This is a genomic window from Janthinobacterium sp. GW456P, from assembly GCF_002127655.1.
In the GTDB taxonomy this organism is placed as follows: Bacteria; Pseudomonadota; Gammaproteobacteria; order Burkholderiales; family Burkholderiaceae_D; genus Janthinobacterium.
Window position 1 is genome coordinate 91,159 of the sequence record NZ_NEHB01000018.1, and the last position, 16,067, is coordinate 107,225.

The window sequence follows — 16,067 nt, forward strand, 5'->3', positions numbered from 1 at the left end:
CGCGCTGCGCGCCTAGGCGCTGACGCTGTCGCCCGCGCCCGCGCGTAAAAATTGGGCGTAGGACAGGACCGGCTGCCCCAGCTGGTGCGCCGGCACCTCGAACAGGGCCCAGAAATACGTCACGCGGCCCAGGCAGATGGTGGGCGCGGCGCAGTAGCGGAACCAGTTCTCGCCGATCTGCGCCGCGTACATGCCGTCGCTGTCGGCATCGGAAAAGTAGGGAATCACGCGCATTTCCAGCAGGGCCAGCAGCAATGATTCGGGTGCGTCGCTGTCGCGCGCCATTTCATACTGCGTGTGCAGGCTGCGTTCCGTCTCGATGATCATCAGCTTGGCGTGGCCGTCGCGCGTGAAGAACAGGATGCCGCTGGGATTGGGAAAGATATAAAACTCGACGAAGCCGTGGCGCTGGCACAGCTCGTGCACGACGGCGGCCAGCGCCTCGTCTTGCAGAAAACTGTAGTCGTGCAGCATCAGCAGATCGCGCACGGTTTCCGATTGCTGCAGGAAGAATTCGCGCTGCAGGGCAACGATTTCCTGTTCCAGGATGTCGAGCGCATCGTCGTCGCTCTTCTTGATGTAGCGGTCGATCAAGCCCCGGTTGAAGGCCGTCACGGCCACCTTTTCATCGGCCGCGCCCGTAAATAAAATCTTCTTGCACGGCAAGTCGCGCACGGCCTGGCAGAATTCCAGGCCATTCATCTGCGGCATCGAATAATCGACCACCAGCACGGAAGGCACGGCAAAGCGCTGCGCCTGGCCACTGATGCGCCAGATGCGTTCGATGTCGAGCGCCACGTTGCACTGGTCGGGCGGCAGGTTTTGCGTGTCGAAGTTGACGTGCAGCGGCGTCTCGCCCGGCTGCGTACTCTGGCGCAGCCAGTGCAGCGCGCTGCTCGTGTCGTGGAACGTCTTGCGCGCCAGGCCGGGATCGAGCTGGAACGCCATGCTTTTCAGGAAGGAATCGCTGTCGTCGATCAATACGGTCAGGGTCGGATGGGTGTAGACGGGCAGTTGCATGCGTCACCTCGCGCGGTGGATGGATGGAAAACGGGTGTGCGTGGGCACGGGCAGGGGCTGGGGAAATTCCAGCACGAAGATGGCGTAGGCGCCTTCGCGCGCGACGCAGCGGATGCGCGCCTGCCAGGCTTGCATGATTTGCCGGCACAGGGCCAGGCCGATGCCGCTGCCGTTATGCGAGGGATACGAATAGAAGCGGTCGAAGATCAGCGGCAACCGGCTGGTGGCGATGCCGCAGCCCGTGTCGATGAACAGCAGGCGCGGCACGGGATGGGCGCCATCGATGATGATGCGCACTCTTCCCTTGCCGGCGCGGTGGATGCTTTTCAAGGCATTGCGCAGCAGGTTCAGCAGGATGACCACGCACAGCTCGGACTGGCCGGGAAAGGTGAAATCGGCGCGCACGTCGACCTTGACGATGTCGCGCTGGGCCGTGCTGGTAAACGGGTAGCGGCGCAGCACGGCCGTCACGCTGTCGTGCATGGCCACCGCCTCGTTGGCTTCGAGCTTGCGGTTGACGGCGCTGGCGCTGAGCAGGAACAGGTCGATCATGTGGTGCATATGGCGCACTTCGAACTGGATGCGCGCCAGCGCTTCCCGGCTGGCCTCGTCCGGCGGCTGTCCTTGCAGGTTTTGCTGCAGCCCGCGCTGCAGGCCGCGCACGTTTGCCTCGACGCTGACGAGAGGCGTGCGCAATTCATGCGCCACGCTGCCCAGGCCGGCCGCCAGCCCGGACAGTTTCTCCTGCGCGCCCACGTTGCGGCCCACCTTGACGACGGACAGTACGGCAATCGTGAACCAGTGCACGGGCAATTGCTGCAAGACATCGCGGCTGAGCAGGAAGGCGGGATCGCCGGCCACGGCAAACGCCAGGCATGCCAGCAGGGTGCCGCTCAGGTAGGCCAGCATGGCGATGCGCGTATCGAAATGAAACAGCACGACCAGCGCCACCAGCAGTGAATGCATCCACAGCGTCGAGGCGTGGTTCATCAGGAACATATATGTAAAGAAAAACGGCAGTTCGAAGGTCAGTCCCAGGAACAGGTAGACGCTGAACCAGGTATTGCTGAAGCGGTCAGGCCATAGCGCGGGCAGGAACAGCAGGGCGGAGATGGTGCGCAGCAGCGGCGATTCGTATTCTTGCGGAAAGAAGTAATGCCACAGCGCGTAGTACAGGGGCATGCCCAGTGCACCGATGAGCGCCAGGGTGCGCACCTGCGCACGCCGCACGGGCGTGTGTTCGATGGCGTCGTGGAAATGCAGGAAAGGCTGGAGCAGCTTGCCTTGCCATCGTTTTCCGGAAGGGGACTGCGCATGCATCATGATCAGGGGGGCGTGTTCGTTGAGGCGTATCAATGCAACATGATCGGCGGGTTCTCTCTGTATCAGCAGGATATCGGCACAACTGTTGAGCTGTATCAAACGCTTGCCGGATGACTCGCGCATGTTGGACGCGGTAGTTCCCACCGCAACCAATCAGGAGTTCCTATGTTAAACGCCATTTCCCCCCTGTCGTCCCGCGCTGTTCACGCAGAACAACACATGCCCGCCTTCGTGCGCGCGCGCATGGATGAACATTACGTCGAGCGCATCGAGAAGCTGCTCGGCGGCGAGCACTTGCATGAATGGCAAGCCGCGCCGGCCGGTGCGGTCATGCTGGCAGGCAATGATTATCTGAACATCGCCGGCGAGGCGGCGCTGCTGGCGGCCCAGGCGCGCGTCTTGCAGGGCGGCGGCGCCATGCTGATGTCGTCCGTGTTCCTGCAGGAAGGCAGCCGCCAGCACCGGCTGGAACACAAGCTGGCGGATTTTCTCGGCAGTGAAGCGTGCGTGCTGGCGCAGTCGGGCTGGGCCGCCAACGTGGGCTTGCTGCAAAGCCTGGCCGGACCCGGCATCCCCGTGTACCTCGACATGCAGGCGCATGCGTCGCTGTGGGAAGGCGTGCAATCGGCGCAAGCCGTGCCCGTCGCCTTCCTGCACAACGATGGCGCCCACCTGCGGCGCCAGCTCGACAAGCATGGCCCCGGCATCATCATCGTCGATGCGCTGTACAGCACGAATGGCAGCGTGGCGCCTCTGCTGGACATGGTGGAAATTGCCGAACGCAGCGGCAGCATGCTGATCGTCGACGAGTCGCACTCGCTGGGCACGCACGGCCCGCAGGGCGCGGGGCTGGTGGCGGAGCTGGGCCTGGCCGAGCGCGTGCATTTCCGTACGGCGTCACTGGCCAAGGCGTTCGCGGGCCGGGCCGGGCTGATTACCTGTTCGGCCCGTTTCAAGGGATATTTTTTGTCCGCCTCGCGGCCCGCCATCTTCAGTTCCTGCCTGCTCGAACACGAGCTGGCGTGGTTCGATGCGGCGCTCGATTTCATCCGCGCCGCCGATGGCCGCCGCGCCGCGCTGCACCGCCACAGCGTGCAGCTGCGCCAGGGGCTGATGGATCTCGGCTACAACGTCAGCGACGGCACCGAGCAGATCATCGCGCTGGAAGCGGGCAGCGAACCCGATACCTTGATCCTGCGCAAGGCACTGGAACGACACGGTATCTACGGCGCCGTCTTTTGCGCGCCGGCCACGCCGAAGAACCGTTCACTGGTGCGCCTGACCCTGAATGCGGGCTTGCGCGAGGACGAGTGCGCAAGAGTGCTGGCCGCCTGCGCCGCCATCCGCGACGAGACGGGCATGGCGCGCTGGCCATCGACGCGGCGCCTGCGCAAGCTGGCGCTGGTGTAAGGGACGGTATCAGCCGCCGGCCGGCTGCTTGCCGGCGATCGTGACCAGCAGCATGGACAGAGGCGCCAGCTGGTCCGCGCTGGCATTGCCCAGCAATTCCTGGCCCAGCGCCTGCGCCGTCGTGTTCGCGTGCGCCAGCAATGCCAGTCCCGCCTCGGTGATGGCGGCATAACCGACGCGCGCATCGCGCTGGTCCGCCTGGCGCGCCACCAGGCCGATTTTTTCCAGCGGCATCAGCGAGCGCGTGATGCCGGACGCCGTCAGCGCCAGGCGCTCGGCCAGGTCGATGCGGCGCAGGCGTCCGCCGGGCGCCCGCTGCAAGTGGTACAGCAATTGGTAATCGCTGAAACTCAGGCCGTGCAGATTGCCCAGGATGCTGTCGAAGCGGCGCACGATGAGCGCCTGGGCGCGCGCCAGGCGCAGGCAAAAATCCAGCGCGCCGCCGCCGTCCGGCGTCGGGAGAGTGTGATCGGTCATGACATCCTTTTCATTTGCTGTGCAGTGCGTGAGTGCGCAAGTGTAAAGCATGGCGGTTCAATAGCGTGCCTGTCCCTGTTCCAGCAGCTGCGCCTGGTGCAGCGCCAGCAGGGCGTCCAGCTCGGCATCCGCGTCGAAGGCGGGATCGGCGGATAGATTGACGGTGTCGATGATGTCGAAGCGGAAAGCCGCCGCGCCGTCGCGCCGCCAGTCCGTCTGCAGGCGCGCATTGCGGTGCGTGCCCAGCGCGAGTTCGAAACGGTGGCGGTTCAGCGCGCCGGGCGCGTTGCGGCTGCGTTCGAGCAGGGTGCAACCGCTGGGCAGGTGGCGCAGCGCGATGATGCCCAGCGCGGGCGCTTGTTGCCGGTAAGCTGCTTTCAAGGCTGCTTGCTGTGTCTTATCCATGTTGTGATTTCCTTAAGCTTGGGTGACGTAATCGGTGCTTGCGATGTGGGCAATATCCGTGAACAGGGTGGCAGCGATGGCAGCGGCCAGCAGCAGGGCGCCGCCGGCGCAGAACAGTTCGCCCACGCTCAGGTGGCGCAGCAGCGCGCCCGTGGCTGCCGCCGACAGGGGCGCCAGACCCAGGAAGATGCCCATGAACAGCGCCATCGCCCGGCCCAGCATGGCGGGCGCCACGCGCCGCTGTATCCACGTAAAGATCGCCACCTGCACATAGCCGCCCAGTACGCCCGTGACGGCCAGCAAGGCCGCGCCGTGCCAGGCCGAGCTGATTTGTCCCAGCGCCATCAACAGGCAAGCCACGATGGCGTCGGCGGCCAGCAGGGTCGCGCCGAAATGGCGCCGCAGCCAGGCGCCGCCCAAGCCGGACGCCAACATCCCGGCCAGGGTGCCGGCGCCGTGCGCGCCCATCAGCACGCCCAGCGCCGCGGCGCCGTGCAGGCGCTCGCTGGCCAGCACGGGCAAGGCGACTTGCAGCGGACCCATGACGAAGAATGCCACCACGGCCCAGTAGGCATAGCAGCTGCGCAAGGCCATATCGCGCCACACCATGGCCAAGCCCGCCGTCATGTCGCGCCACATGCCGTGCGGCGCGGCAGTCGCGGTCGGCGGCCGCAGCTTGACTTGCCGCAAGGTCCAGGCGGAAAACACAAACGTCAGCGCATCGATGGCAAAGGCGGCGGCCAGCGCCGTCATGCTGGTTTGCTGCCCGCCATCGCGGGTGCCCATCACGAGCGCCGCCAGCAGGGGACCGGCCAGCAAGGACAGCTGGCGCACACCCATCTGCAAGCCATTGGCTTTCTGCAACGATGATGCCGGCACGGCTTGCGGCAGGATGGCCGTGCCGGCCGGGATGCCGAAGGCGGCCGCGATGCCCAGTGCCAGCGCGGATGCATACGCGAGCGCCAGGCTGGCCTGGTCCAGCACCAGCAGCCCCGCCAGTGCCAGCAGGATGGCTGCGTTCGCATATTTGCTCAGCAGCAGCACGCGCCGGGGCGAATAGCGGTCGGCGATGGTGCCGCCCAGCAAGATGAGCGCGGCGCGCGGCGCGCCCATCAGTGCCACGGCGATGCCGAGGCTGAGGCTATCGCCCGTCAGGCTCAGCACCAGCCAGGGCAGGGCCAGCAGGCTGAACTGGTCGCCCAGCATGGAGACGAGTCCGCCGCCGAGCAGCCAGCGGAAGTTGGTATTGCGCAGCAAATCAGTGTCTGTGGCGGTTGGCATATTCGTCTTGTCTCTGTTTTAAAATTGCATAGTAGTTGATAAAAGCTTGAGTAGTCAAGTATATTGCTGTTTATTGTGGCAGGCAGCGCCAGTGGCGCATGCAGCGCCGATGCTTGCGCTATCATGGCGGCCATGACTGATACCACTGCCCCCACCCTGTACGAGACCATCGGCGGCGCCCCCGTGCTGCGTGAAATGGTCGACCGTTTTTATGACTTGATGGAACTCGAAGCCGAGTTCGCCGGCATCCGCGTCATGCATCCGCCCTCCACGGACGGTTCGCGCGACAAGCTGTATTTCTTCCTCACGGGCTGGATGGGCGGACCGGACTTGTATATCGAAAAATTCGGCCACCCGCGCCTGCGCGCGCGCCACTTGCCTTACGCCATCGGCACCAGCGAGCGCGACCAGTGGCTGCGCGCCATGGCCTGGGCCATGGAAGACACGGGCATCGAAGAATCCTTGCGCCTGCGCCTGATGGAATCGTTCTATCAGACGGCCGACTGGATGCGCAACAAACCTGACTGACACCCATGAGCCCTATCGAGTTCTACAGCCTGCTGGGCGCCGCCATCGTCGCCATCGTTCTGTTGCTATTGATCTTGCTGCGCCCCCGTGGCGCGGCCGGCGATGGCGCCACCACCCTGGCCCTGGTGCAGCAGCACCAGCAGCAAAGCCTGGAACGCATCGACCGGGTCGAGCGCGAAGTGCGGCTGCAACTGCAGGCGTCGGCGCAAGCGACGCGGCAAGACCTGGCCGCAGGCCTGGCGCAATTCCAGGCGGCAACCCTGCAGCAGCTCGACAGCCTGCGCACGCAGATGCAGGCGCAGGGGAAAGTCGGGCGCGAGGAACAGGCGCAAAGCCTGGCGCGTTTTGCCGACAGCACCAACCAGACCCTGGCCCAGCTGACGGAATCGAATGCCCAGCGCATGCTGGAAGTGCGCGCCACGCTCGAGAACAAGATCCGCGACTTGCAGGCCGACAATGGCGCGCGCCTGGAAGAGATGCGCAAGACGGTCGACGAGAAACTGCACGCCACGCTGGAAACGCGGCTTTCCGCCTCATTCCAGCAAGTGTCGGAGCGGCTGGAAAAAGTCCACCAGGGACTCGGTGAAATGCAGCAGCTGGCGCTGGGCGTGGGCGATTTGAAGCGGGTGCTCACCAACGTCAAGACGCGGGGAACCTGGGGCGAAGTCCAGCTGGAAATGCTGCTGGAGCAGGTACTCACTGTCGACCAGTACGCGAAGAACGTGGAAACGGTGCTGGGGACCGGTGCGCGCGTGGAATTTGCCTTGAAGTTGCCGGGCATGGTCGAGGGCGGCGCGCCCGTGTGGATGCCGATCGACGCGAAATTCCCCAAGGAACAATACGAACGCCTGGTCGAGGCGGCCGAGCGGGCCGATGCCGAGGGCGTGGCCCTGGCCGGCCGCGAACTGGAACGGGCAGTGCGGGGCGAGGCGAAAACCATCGCCGAGAAATACCTGGCGCCGCCGCAGACCACCGACTTTGCCATCCTCTTCCTGCCGACGGAAGGCCTGTATGCGGAAGTGCTGCGCCGCCCGGGCCTGGCCGACGAATTGCAGCGCCTGCACCGGGTCAGCATCGCCGGGCCATCCACTTTGACGGCCTTGCTCAACAGCCTGCAGATGGGTTTCCGCACCCTGGCGCTGGAAAAGCGCTCGTCCGAAGTGTGGCAGGTGCTGGGCGCCGTCAAGACGGAATTCGGCAAGTTTGGCGAGGTGCTGTCGCAAACCCGGCTGACCCTGGAAAAGGCGGCGAAGAATATCGAAAGCGCGGAAGTGCGCAGCCGGCAGATGGCGCGCAAATTAAAATCCGTGGAAGCCTTGCCGGGCGAGGCGGCTGCCTTGCTGCTGGGTAAGGCGGACGGCGACTAGCGCCGTCCTGTTCGCCGCAGCGGCCCGCTAGGCCTGTTGTTCCTCGTCCATCTGGCGCTTGACGATGGCAGCGGTGATGCTGCCGGGCGCCTCGAGCTCGCGCTGCGCCAGTGCGCGCATGGCGTCATTCGCCAGGCCGACCAGCAAGGCGGCGCACAGCGCGCCGGCTTCGGCGGCCTGTCCCTGGCCGCGCAGTACGGCAGCGGCGATCCGCACGTCTTTCACCAGATTCATCAACTCAGCCGCCAGGCGCGGTGGCGTGCCCGGCGCAGGAAGCAGGGGCTGGCTGGCGGCCAGGGCATTGACCGTGTCGAGGTGTGCCAGCGGGACGGGGCAGCGGTAGCGGTCCGCCAGTGCAAAATTGCCGACTTCGACGAGGGCTGGCAGCGCTTGCCAGGCATACTGGCGCGCCAGGTCCGGGGCGCTGGCGTCCAGCCGGGAGAACAGGTCGGCGGTGGAGCGGACATCGCCCAGCGTCTCGTTCATTTCCGCGATGAGAGAAAAACGCGATGTGCGGCCGAACGCGTCGCTTGCCGGCGGCGCGCTACTGTCGTGGCGTCCGAAATCGTGCTCGCCTGACAGCAGCAGCTGTATTTGCGCGTCACGCTCCACCTGCAGGGCGGTGTACGCCGGCGCGTAAGCCTCGGCCAAAAACTTCCACTCCAGCATGAGGATGAAATGGCTCGACCTTGCCGGATTCACGACTCGTCCGGCGTCGGCGAACAGCTGTTGCAGCAGCGGCAGCGCTTCCGCATGCCGGCCTTCCCTGCGCAGCGCAGTCATGCGTGTCAAACGGCTATCGATGTCGGGCATGGCGGTCCTTGTCTGGAATGCATCATAGTAACAAGTCCGCATCAGGCTGGCTATGTCTCAGGCGGCATGCTTGCCGGCCCGGCGTTTTCTGGTGGCAAAGGCCGTCAGCGCCAGTCCCGCCAGCAGCATGGCCCAGGTGTGCGGTTCCGGTACGGCCGGCAGGACTGTCGGGCCGGTGGGCGGCAGGGTCGGCAGGATCACTGCGGGCGGCACGATGATGCTGCTGCCCTGGTCTGGCGGCTTGCCGCCACCGCCGCCACCGCCGCCGCCCGTGCCGGCTGGCGGGCCGATATCGCTGACGGTACGCACATAATCGAAGGGCAGGAAAGGAATGCTGGCCACCTCGGGCGGCATGGCGCCGCCCGTGAAAGAACCGCCGCGCAAGGCGTCGGGATTGTCGATCAGGGGTACGCCTGCCGTTTCCGGGGCGGCGGGCGCGGCGGCAGCGGGTGCTGCACCGCCGGGAGCGGCACCACCGGCCGCCGGCGGCGCCGACGCGGGCGCCTGGGTGATGCGGCTGACGTTGCGGCAAATCGTCGGCACGAGGATGCACTGTCCCTGCACGCAATACACGAGTCCCCGTTCCTGCATCTGCTCGCTCCAGCCTGCGCGCGTGACGTTGCGGCATACGCGGCCGGGGCCGAAATGCATCTCGCTGATGCGCGCGTTGTAGTTGCCCTTGCCGCGGATGGCGTCGCGGCTGATCACGACGATCTCATCGTACTGGCGCGCGCGCATGCGCTCCTTCAATTGTTCGCGCACTGGCGGCGCGATATCCGTATAGCGGTCCACGGCCGCCACCACGTCGCCCATGAACGGGTCGACGCCGGGACGGTTCCAACTGCAGTTATCGAGCACGTCGGCGCGGGCCACGCCTTTCGCATACGCGGGCAGGGAAGCCAGAGACAACATGCCGAATAGGACTGCCGCACCCAGCATGCAGGTGCTCGCCAACCATGGGCCTTGTTTCATTGTTAGTTTCCTCGTGAAAACAATATCAAAATTGAACTTTTTTGTGCGAGTGCGAATGTTATCACCGAAGAAACTTCAATATCAACTAATAAATAAAATTATTACAATTAGTGTTGTGTTTATTGATTCATTTTAATGAGAAATGATTAATATTTTTATCTCTGCAGGCGCAGGTGTGCCGCACGGCAGGAAATTGATTGCGAAGGGGAAATGCAAACGGCCCGCGCAGGGCGGGCCGTCAAGGAGGGGGGGGGGGAGGCAGTTGCTTACATCAGGCCGTGAAATAGCACAACGTCAACCAGGTCGCCGGCCGCCACGTGGCCTTGCGCCTCATGCAGCACGATCATGCAATTGGCTTGCGTCATTGAGCGCAGGATGCCCGAGCCTTGCGCGCCCGTCACGCGCACGTGCTGGCGCCCGTCCGCGCCCCGCTCGACGATGCCGCGCTGGTATTCGGTGCGGCCCCGTTTCTTGCGGATCGGTGCCTGCGCCGCCACCTGCAGCAGCGGCAGGCTGGCCGTGTTCGCGTCGGCGCCCATCAGGCGCAGCAGGGCGGGGCGGGCGAGGAAATAAAACGCCGCCATCACGGCCACGGGGTTGCCGGGCAGGCCCAGCAGCAAGGCCGTGTCGCCCTCGCTGGCGATCCGGCCAAAGGCCATGGGGCGGCCCGGACGCATGTTGATCTGCCAGAAGGCGACGTCGCCGAGGCGCGCCAGGATCTCGCGCGTAAAATCGGCCGCGCCGCTGGACACGCCGCCCGAGGTGATGATGACGTCGGCCTTGGCGCAGGCGCCGCGCAGGGCCGCTTCCAGCGCCTGCGGATTGTCCTTGACGATACCCATGTCGAGCACCTCGCAGCCGAGGCGGGTCAGCATGCCCAGCAGGGTGTAGCGGTTGCTGTCGTAGATGCAGCCCGCATCGAGCGGCTCGCCGATCGAGCGCAATTCGTCGCCGGTGGAAAAGAAGGCCACGCGCAGGCGGCGGCGCACGGGCACCGTGGCGATGCCCAGCGAGGCCAGCAAGCCCAGTTCGGCCGGCCCGAGTATCTTGCCTTGCAGCAAGGCCGGCTGGCCCTGCATCAAGTCTTCGCCCTTGAAGCGGCGGTTGTCGCCGGGGCGGATGCAGTCCGGCGCCAGCGTGATGCTGGTTTCATGGGCGTGCAGCACCAGTTCCTGCGGCACCACGCTGTCGCAGCCGTCGGGCATGACGGCACCCGTCATGATGCGCGCGCATTGGCCGCGCTCAACTGTGACCGTGCCGGGACGGCCCGCCAGGATGGTGTCGACCACGGCCAAAGTCACCGGCGTGTCGCCGCCCAGGTCGGCGCCATGCAGCGCATAGCCATCCATGGCGGAATTGTCGTGCGCGGGCACGCTGATGGGCGAGATGATGTCGGCCGCCAGCATGCGCTCGAACGCTTGCGGCAGCGGCAGTTCCTCGATCCCGGCCACGGGCGCGACGGTGTCGGCCAGGATGGCTTGCGCCATCGGCACGCTCAATCCCCGCGCCTGCAGGGCGGCCAGTTCGTCCGGGGTATTGATGTTGCCGAACGCGGCGCCATCCTCGAACAGCACTTCGGCCAGCTTCAAGGGGCCGTGCCAGGTGCGCATGCGGCGTTCGCCACTGCGCAGATACGCATCGAGCTGGGGCAGTGCCGATGTTTTCACCAAGCAAAAGACGGGATGGGGGCGGCGCACGGCCGATCCCGTCGCCGGATCGAGCTCTTCGGTGACGGCGATGGCCAGGTCCGCATTGGCTTGCGTCAAACCGGCCGCCAGGCGCGCGGCCAGGTCGGGCGGCAGCAGGGGCGAGTCGCACGGCACGGTGAGCAGGTAGGGCGTGCTCGCGTGCTGCATGCCGCTGTGCAAGCCGGCCAGCGGACCCAGCTGGCCCGGCAGCGCGTCCGGCCACACGGGCAGGCCGAAGCGCGCGTAGCCGCCGGCATCGGCGTGGACACTGATGGCGAGCTGACCCACTTGCGGCGCCAGACGCTGCAGCACGTGGCGCGCCAGGGGCTGGCCATGCAGGGGCAGCATGCCCTTGTCGCGCTGGCCCATGCGCGTGCCCAGGCCGCCGGCCAGGATCAGGCCGGTAATGTCGTGTTTGTTGATCATGTCAGGTAGGAAAATGGGTGCATGCGCCATGGTAGCAGCGGCGGGCGTGCGCCGCGCCCGATTTAGCCGCCGATGTACGACATTTCCACTTTCTTTTTACCGTGCTCAAGCGCGCCGCCCGTCAAATCCGTCTGGCTGGTGCGCAATTGCGAATAGCGGTCGGCGCGGCCGCGCCACAATTGCGCCACGGCCGAGGAAATTTCCGCGTCGCTGTGGCCGCCGCGCAGCAGGCTGCGCAAGTCGTGGCCGCTGCTGGCGAACAAACACGTGTACAGCTTGCCTTCGGTCGAGAGACGGGCGCGGCTGCAGTCGGCGCAGAACGCCTGCGTGACGCTGGAAATAAGGCCGATTTCGCCGCCGCCATCGGCGTAGCGCCAGCGCGCCGCCGTCTCGCCCGTGTAGTTCGGGTCGATGGGCAGCAAGGGCATGTGTTCGCCGATACGGCGCACCACCTCGGCCGACGGGATGACTTCCTGCAAGTTCCAGCCGTTCGAGGCGCCCACGTCCATGTATTCGATGAAGCGCAGGATGTAGGGCGTGCCCTTGAAGTGGCGCGCCATGGGCACGATTTCCTGCTCGTTCATGCCGGCCTTGACGACCATGTTGACCTTGATCGGTCCCAGGCCCGCCGCATGCGCGGCATCGATGCCGTGCAGCACGTCGGCCACGGCGAAATCGACGTCGTTCATGCGCTTGAAGGTGGCGTCGTCGAGCGAGTCGAGCGAGACGGTGAGCCGGTTCAGGCCCGCCTCCTTCAATGCTTGCGCCTTTCTGGCCAGCAGGGAACCGTTGGTCGTCAGGGTCAGGTCCAGCGGCTGGCCCGACGGCGTGCGCAGTGCGGCCAGCATGGCGATGAGCTTTTCGATATTTTTGCGCAGCAGCGGCTCGCCTCCCGTCAGGCGGATCTTTTCCACGCCGTGCGCGACGAACAGGCGCGCGATGCGCGTGATTTCCTCGAACGACAGCAAATCCGTGTGCGGCAGATACACGTGGTTCTTGTCGAACACGTCCTTCGGCATGCAGTACACGCAACGGAAATTGCAGCGGTCTGTGATCGAGATGCGCAAGTCGTGCAGGGGCCGGCCCAGTTGATCGTTCAGCAGGCCTGTTGGCGCTTCCAGGGAGGCCGGGATGACCGGTGCGGCCCGTCGCCGCTCCGTCATCATGATGATTTTTTCTGACATGAGCCTAATAATCTTGCTGTTTTTCTAATTCCGGCGCCGGATAAGGGCCGCCTGATTCGCTCACCATACCACGATCGGGGCGCGGCCGCCGGCGGCGGCTAGAAACCCGCTTCGCGGCGCGCCACGCCCGCGGCCGCGCGCAGGAAACGCCATGCCGGCGCTTCCCATTCCCCGGCGATGGCGACCCTGCCGCGCCACGCTGGGCTGCTGGCCGGCAGTTCGGCGTCCGCATCGAGCAGCACCCGGTACATGGCCTGTTCTGGATACAGCACGCCGTTCTTTTCGCGCACCAGCACGTCGCCGCCGAACAGCGCCGCCAGTTCCGGCTCGTTCAGGGTGCGGCTGGCATCGCGGTCGATGCTGGCCACGGTCAGGCGCAGCGCGGGGCCGGCCAGGCCGTCGGCGAGGAACAGGGCACGGTCGCCGCGCGCGATGCGCCGCACGGCATCCTGGTCGACGTAGGCCACCACCTGCCAGCGCCCGGCGCCTACCAGCGAACCCAGATATTCCTGCCCTTTGAGCCATTCGCCGGGCCGCAGGTCGGGATCGACGTCGACCAGCACGCCCGCGAACGGCGCCAGCGGCCGGTAGCGCTGCAAGTCCGCGCCCACCGTCGCATGCTCGGCGCTGGCGTAGGCCAGCTGGTCGTTCAGCACTTGCCAGTCCTTGCGGCTGGCGGCGTCCAGGCCTGCCGCCGCCGATTGCCATGCCAGCAAGTCCTGGCGCGCGCCCGTCTCGCCTTCGCGCAGCGCCAGTTCGGGCGATGACAGGCGCAGCAGGGGCTGGCCGGCGGCGACGCGCTGGCCATTGGCCACCGGCAGCGCTTCAAGCGCCGCGTGCGCCGGCGCGTACAGCGCCAGGCGCGCCTGCGGCTGCAGCACGCCGGAGGTCAGCACCCGGTCCGGCCACGGCAGCATCAGCAGCAGCGGCAGCAGCGCGGCCAAGCCGGCGCTGCGCCAGGCGCGGCGGCTGTGCCGCAGGGCGTCGCGGCGCGAGCGCCACACCTGCAGTTCGCGCCACAGCGGCAGCGCGACAAACCAGCAAATCTCGACGAGGAACAGCAGGATGCCGACGGCCTTGATGAAGAAGTGGTACACGAGTGCGGCGATGCCCAGAAACAGCACCAGCCGGTAGATCCATACGGCCCAGGCGAACAGGATCAGGCCGGCGCGCCGGCGCGGCGGAAACGATTCCGGCGCCGGCTCGTTCAGCGCGAACAGGCGTTCGCGCAAGTCCCAGCGGGCCAGCGCGAATGCGCGGCTGTGCAGGTTGGGCAGGCCCAGGTAATCGGACAGCAGGAAGTAGCCGTCAAAGCGCATGAAGGGACTGGCATTGATGGCCACGGTGGTGATCCAGGTGGTGGTCGAAAGCAGGAAGGCGACCTGCTTGGGGCCGCCATCGGGCAGCCAGGTCCAGGCCAGCGTGGCCCAGGCGGCGATCATCAGTTCCGTCATGATGCCGGCGCCCGCCACGGCCAGGCGCTGCTCGCGGCGCGCCAGCTTCCACACTTCGTTGGTGTCCGTGTACGCCACGGGCCACATCACCAGGAACGCCAGGCCCATGGTCGGCACGCGGCAGCCGTAGCGCTTGGCCGTCAGCGCGTGGCCCATCTCATGGCAGACCTTGGCGAAGGTGATGGCGGCGCCGTACAGCAGGGCACCATGCCAGCTCAGCGTGTCGAGCAGGGTGGCGGAAAAGCGTTCCCAGTCGCGGTAAGCGCCGGCCACACCCAGCAGGCCGGCGGCCAGCGTCAGCCAGCGGAAGGCGGGCGAAAACAGCCACCCGAGGCGCGGCGCGAGCCAGTCCAGCCAGCGGTCCGGACGCACCAGCGGGATGCGGAAAAACAGGTAGTTATGCAGCAGCCATTGCTGCCAGCTGCCGCGCTGGCGCTGGCGCGTGGCAGCCATCGCCGCCGCAGTGCCCTGGCGCGGCTGCAGCAGCTGCTGTTCGCGCAGGAAGTCGAGCAGGCGCTCGATGGCGCCGCCGTCGAGTTGCAGGGTGGTACTCTGGTTGATGTCGTCGATGAGGGCCTGGGCGTCGTTGTTTTCCCAGCGGCGCAGCATCTCGAAGCTGGGCCAGTCGAGCTGGAAGAACAGGTTGCGCACGGGGTCGTGCAAGGTCCAGCTGGGCTGGCCGTCGGGCAGGCGTGGGCCGGCATGGATGGACAGCTCCTGGCGCAGCAAGGGTAAGGCGTGCATGCGGCTCCGTTCTACAGGGCGATGAACTGGCGGATGCTGGCCAGCGGCCGTCGCAGTATCCAGTAGAGCAGCGGCACCCGTTCGCCGCCCAGCTTGGCCGTGCCCTTCAGGCCGATGCGCTGGCCGGTGGCGCCGTCCAGCCTGGCGCGCACGCGGTAGGCATAGCTGCCGTCGGGGCGCGCGGTGGCGCGGTGGCTCATGTAACGCACATACGCTTCGAGCGGCGTCAGCGGCGCGGCCGCCAGGTACAGCTTGAGCGGGGCCCGCTCGGCCAGCGGAATGGCGTCGCCGATCGGCACCCACGCTTCGATCTCCACGTCGTCGGCGGCCGCCACCTGCATGATGCGTTCGCCCGTCTGCACGGGCCGGCCTATCCATTCCGACGGGTCGTCGAACAGGGCGATGCCGGCATGCGGCGCCAGCACGCGCGAGCGCTGCGCCTGGCCTTCCAGGAACGCCGCCTGCGCCTGCTTCTCGGCGATCTTGCCCAGCAGCGCGGCCAGCTGGCTCTTGGCGCGCGGGTCGTTGAGTACCATCTGCGCCGTTTGCCGGTACTCGGCCTGCGCCGTGGCCAGACCTTCGCGCGCGACGTCGAGGCGGCTGCCGATGGGGGCCTGGTCGAACGAGAACAGGGGCTGGCCGGCGCGCACGAGCTGATTCGGGCGCACGGAAAATTCGGCGATCACGCCATCGAGGGGCGCGCGGATGGTGGCCGGATTGGCCGCCACCAGCTCACCCGGCGCCAGTACCGTCAGGCGCACGGGAAACAGCAGCACCGCCAGCACTGCCAGCGCGGCGCCCAGCCGGCGACGCCAGCGCTGGCCTTGTCCATCGCCCTGCCACCACAGGCGCAGCCGCGCCGGCAGCGCCGCCGGCGACCAGCGCGCGGGACCTTGCCTGGCGCGCCACGCATGCTGCCAGATATCGGCCCATTCGGTGAGCAGGGCCAGCTGCCCGGGCTGCAGCGGCGCGTCG

General features: G+C 66.6%; 14 protein-coding genes. 3 read left to right on the forward strand and 11 right to left on the reverse strand.

The annotated features are described in order from the left end of the window. Window positions 1-12: 12 nt before the first annotated feature. A complete protein-coding gene (locus CBW66_RS17795; RefSeq protein ID WP_086140602.1) occupies window positions 13-1,020 on the reverse strand; it encodes a response regulator in 1,008 nt (335 codons plus the stop codon). Window positions 1,021-1,023: 3 nt separating this feature from the next. After that, window positions 1,024-2,466, reverse strand: coding sequence for a HAMP domain-containing sensor histidine kinase (locus tag CBW66_RS17800; protein ID WP_230492059.1), 1,443 nt, complete (start codon window positions 2,464-2,466; stop codon window positions 1,024-1,026). Window positions 2,467-2,508: 42 nt separating this feature from the next. Between CBW66_RS17800 and cqsA the strand changes: the two genes are divergently transcribed. Then, complete coding sequence (cqsA, locus tag CBW66_RS17805; RefSeq protein WP_086140603.1) at window positions 2,509-3,753, forward strand: alpha-hydroxyketone-type quorum-sensing autoinducer synthase; 1,245 nt, start codon at window positions 2,509-2,511, stop codon at window positions 3,751-3,753. A gap of 9 nt (window positions 3,754-3,762) precedes the next feature. Here the strand turns inward: cqsA and CBW66_RS17810 are convergent, their stop codons facing one another. From CBW66_RS17810 to CBW66_RS17820, 3 genes are read right to left on the reverse strand one after another with little or no spacing between them, the layout of a single operon-like run. Continuing rightward, window positions 3,763-4,230, reverse strand: coding sequence for a MarR family winged helix-turn-helix transcriptional regulator (locus tag CBW66_RS17810; protein ID WP_086140604.1), 468 nt, complete (start codon window positions 4,228-4,230; stop codon window positions 3,763-3,765). A gap of 57 nt (window positions 4,231-4,287) precedes the next feature. Continuing rightward, window positions 4,288-4,635 carry a GIY-YIG nuclease family protein gene (locus CBW66_RS17815; RefSeq protein WP_086140605.1) on the reverse strand — a complete coding sequence of 116 codons (348 nt, stop codon included), beginning with the start codon at window positions 4,633-4,635 and terminating at the stop codon, window positions 4,288-4,290. Window positions 4,636-4,647: 12 nt separating this feature from the next. Next, complete coding sequence (locus tag CBW66_RS17820) at window positions 4,648-5,916, reverse strand: MFS transporter (RefSeq protein ID WP_086140606.1); 1,269 nt, start codon at window positions 5,914-5,916, stop codon at window positions 4,648-4,650. Between the two features lie 132 nt (window positions 5,917-6,048). Between CBW66_RS17820 and CBW66_RS17825 the strand changes: the two genes are divergently transcribed. Together CBW66_RS17825 and rmuC are read left to right on the forward strand one after the other, a co-directional pair. Further along, window positions 6,049-6,444, forward strand: a complete 396-nt coding sequence (locus CBW66_RS17825; protein WP_086140616.1) for a group II truncated hemoglobin — start codon at window positions 6,049-6,051, stop codon at window positions 6,442-6,444. A 5-nt stretch (window positions 6,445-6,449) separates the two neighbouring features. Then, window positions 6,450-7,811 (forward strand): DNA recombination protein RmuC, encoded by a 1,362-nt coding sequence (gene rmuC, locus CBW66_RS17830; RefSeq protein WP_086140607.1) that lies wholly within the window; start codon window positions 6,450-6,452, stop codon window positions 7,809-7,811. A 27-nt stretch (window positions 7,812-7,838) separates the two neighbouring features. On the opposite strand, the gene CBW66_RS17835 is transcribed toward rmuC, so the two are convergent. The 6 genes from CBW66_RS17835 to CBW66_RS17860 form a co-directional block, all read right to left on the reverse strand. After that, window positions 7,839-8,624 carry a hypothetical protein gene (locus CBW66_RS17835; RefSeq protein ID WP_086140608.1) on the reverse strand — a complete coding sequence of 262 codons (786 nt, stop codon included), beginning with the start codon at window positions 8,622-8,624 and terminating at the stop codon, window positions 7,839-7,841. Window positions 8,625-8,681: 57 nt separating this feature from the next. Then, window positions 8,682-9,596, reverse strand: a complete 915-nt coding sequence (locus CBW66_RS29260) for an MHFG family PEP-CTERM protein (protein ID WP_086143003.1) — start codon at window positions 9,594-9,596, stop codon at window positions 8,682-8,684. 266 nt (window positions 9,597-9,862) lie between these two features. Continuing rightward, window positions 9,863-11,710: a gephyrin-like molybdotransferase Glp gene (gene glp, locus CBW66_RS17845; RefSeq protein ID WP_230492061.1), complete on the reverse strand. Its 1,848-nt coding sequence runs from the start codon at window positions 11,708-11,710 to the stop codon at window positions 9,863-9,865. 62 nt (window positions 11,711-11,772) lie between these two features. Then, window positions 11,773-12,894 (reverse strand): GTP 3',8-cyclase MoaA, encoded by a 1,122-nt coding sequence (moaA, locus tag CBW66_RS17850; RefSeq protein WP_086140613.1) that lies wholly within the window; start codon window positions 12,892-12,894, stop codon window positions 11,773-11,775. Window positions 12,895-12,992: 98 nt separating this feature from the next. Then, window positions 12,993-15,092, reverse strand: a complete 2,100-nt coding sequence (locus tag CBW66_RS17855) for an HlyD family efflux transporter periplasmic adaptor subunit (protein WP_170933151.1) — start codon at window positions 15,090-15,092, stop codon at window positions 12,993-12,995. Window positions 15,093-15,103: 11 nt separating this feature from the next. Beyond that, window positions 15,104-16,067 (reverse strand): efflux RND transporter periplasmic adaptor subunit (locus CBW66_RS17860; RefSeq protein WP_139843058.1); only part of this gene is annotated, 964 nt, incomplete at its 5' end.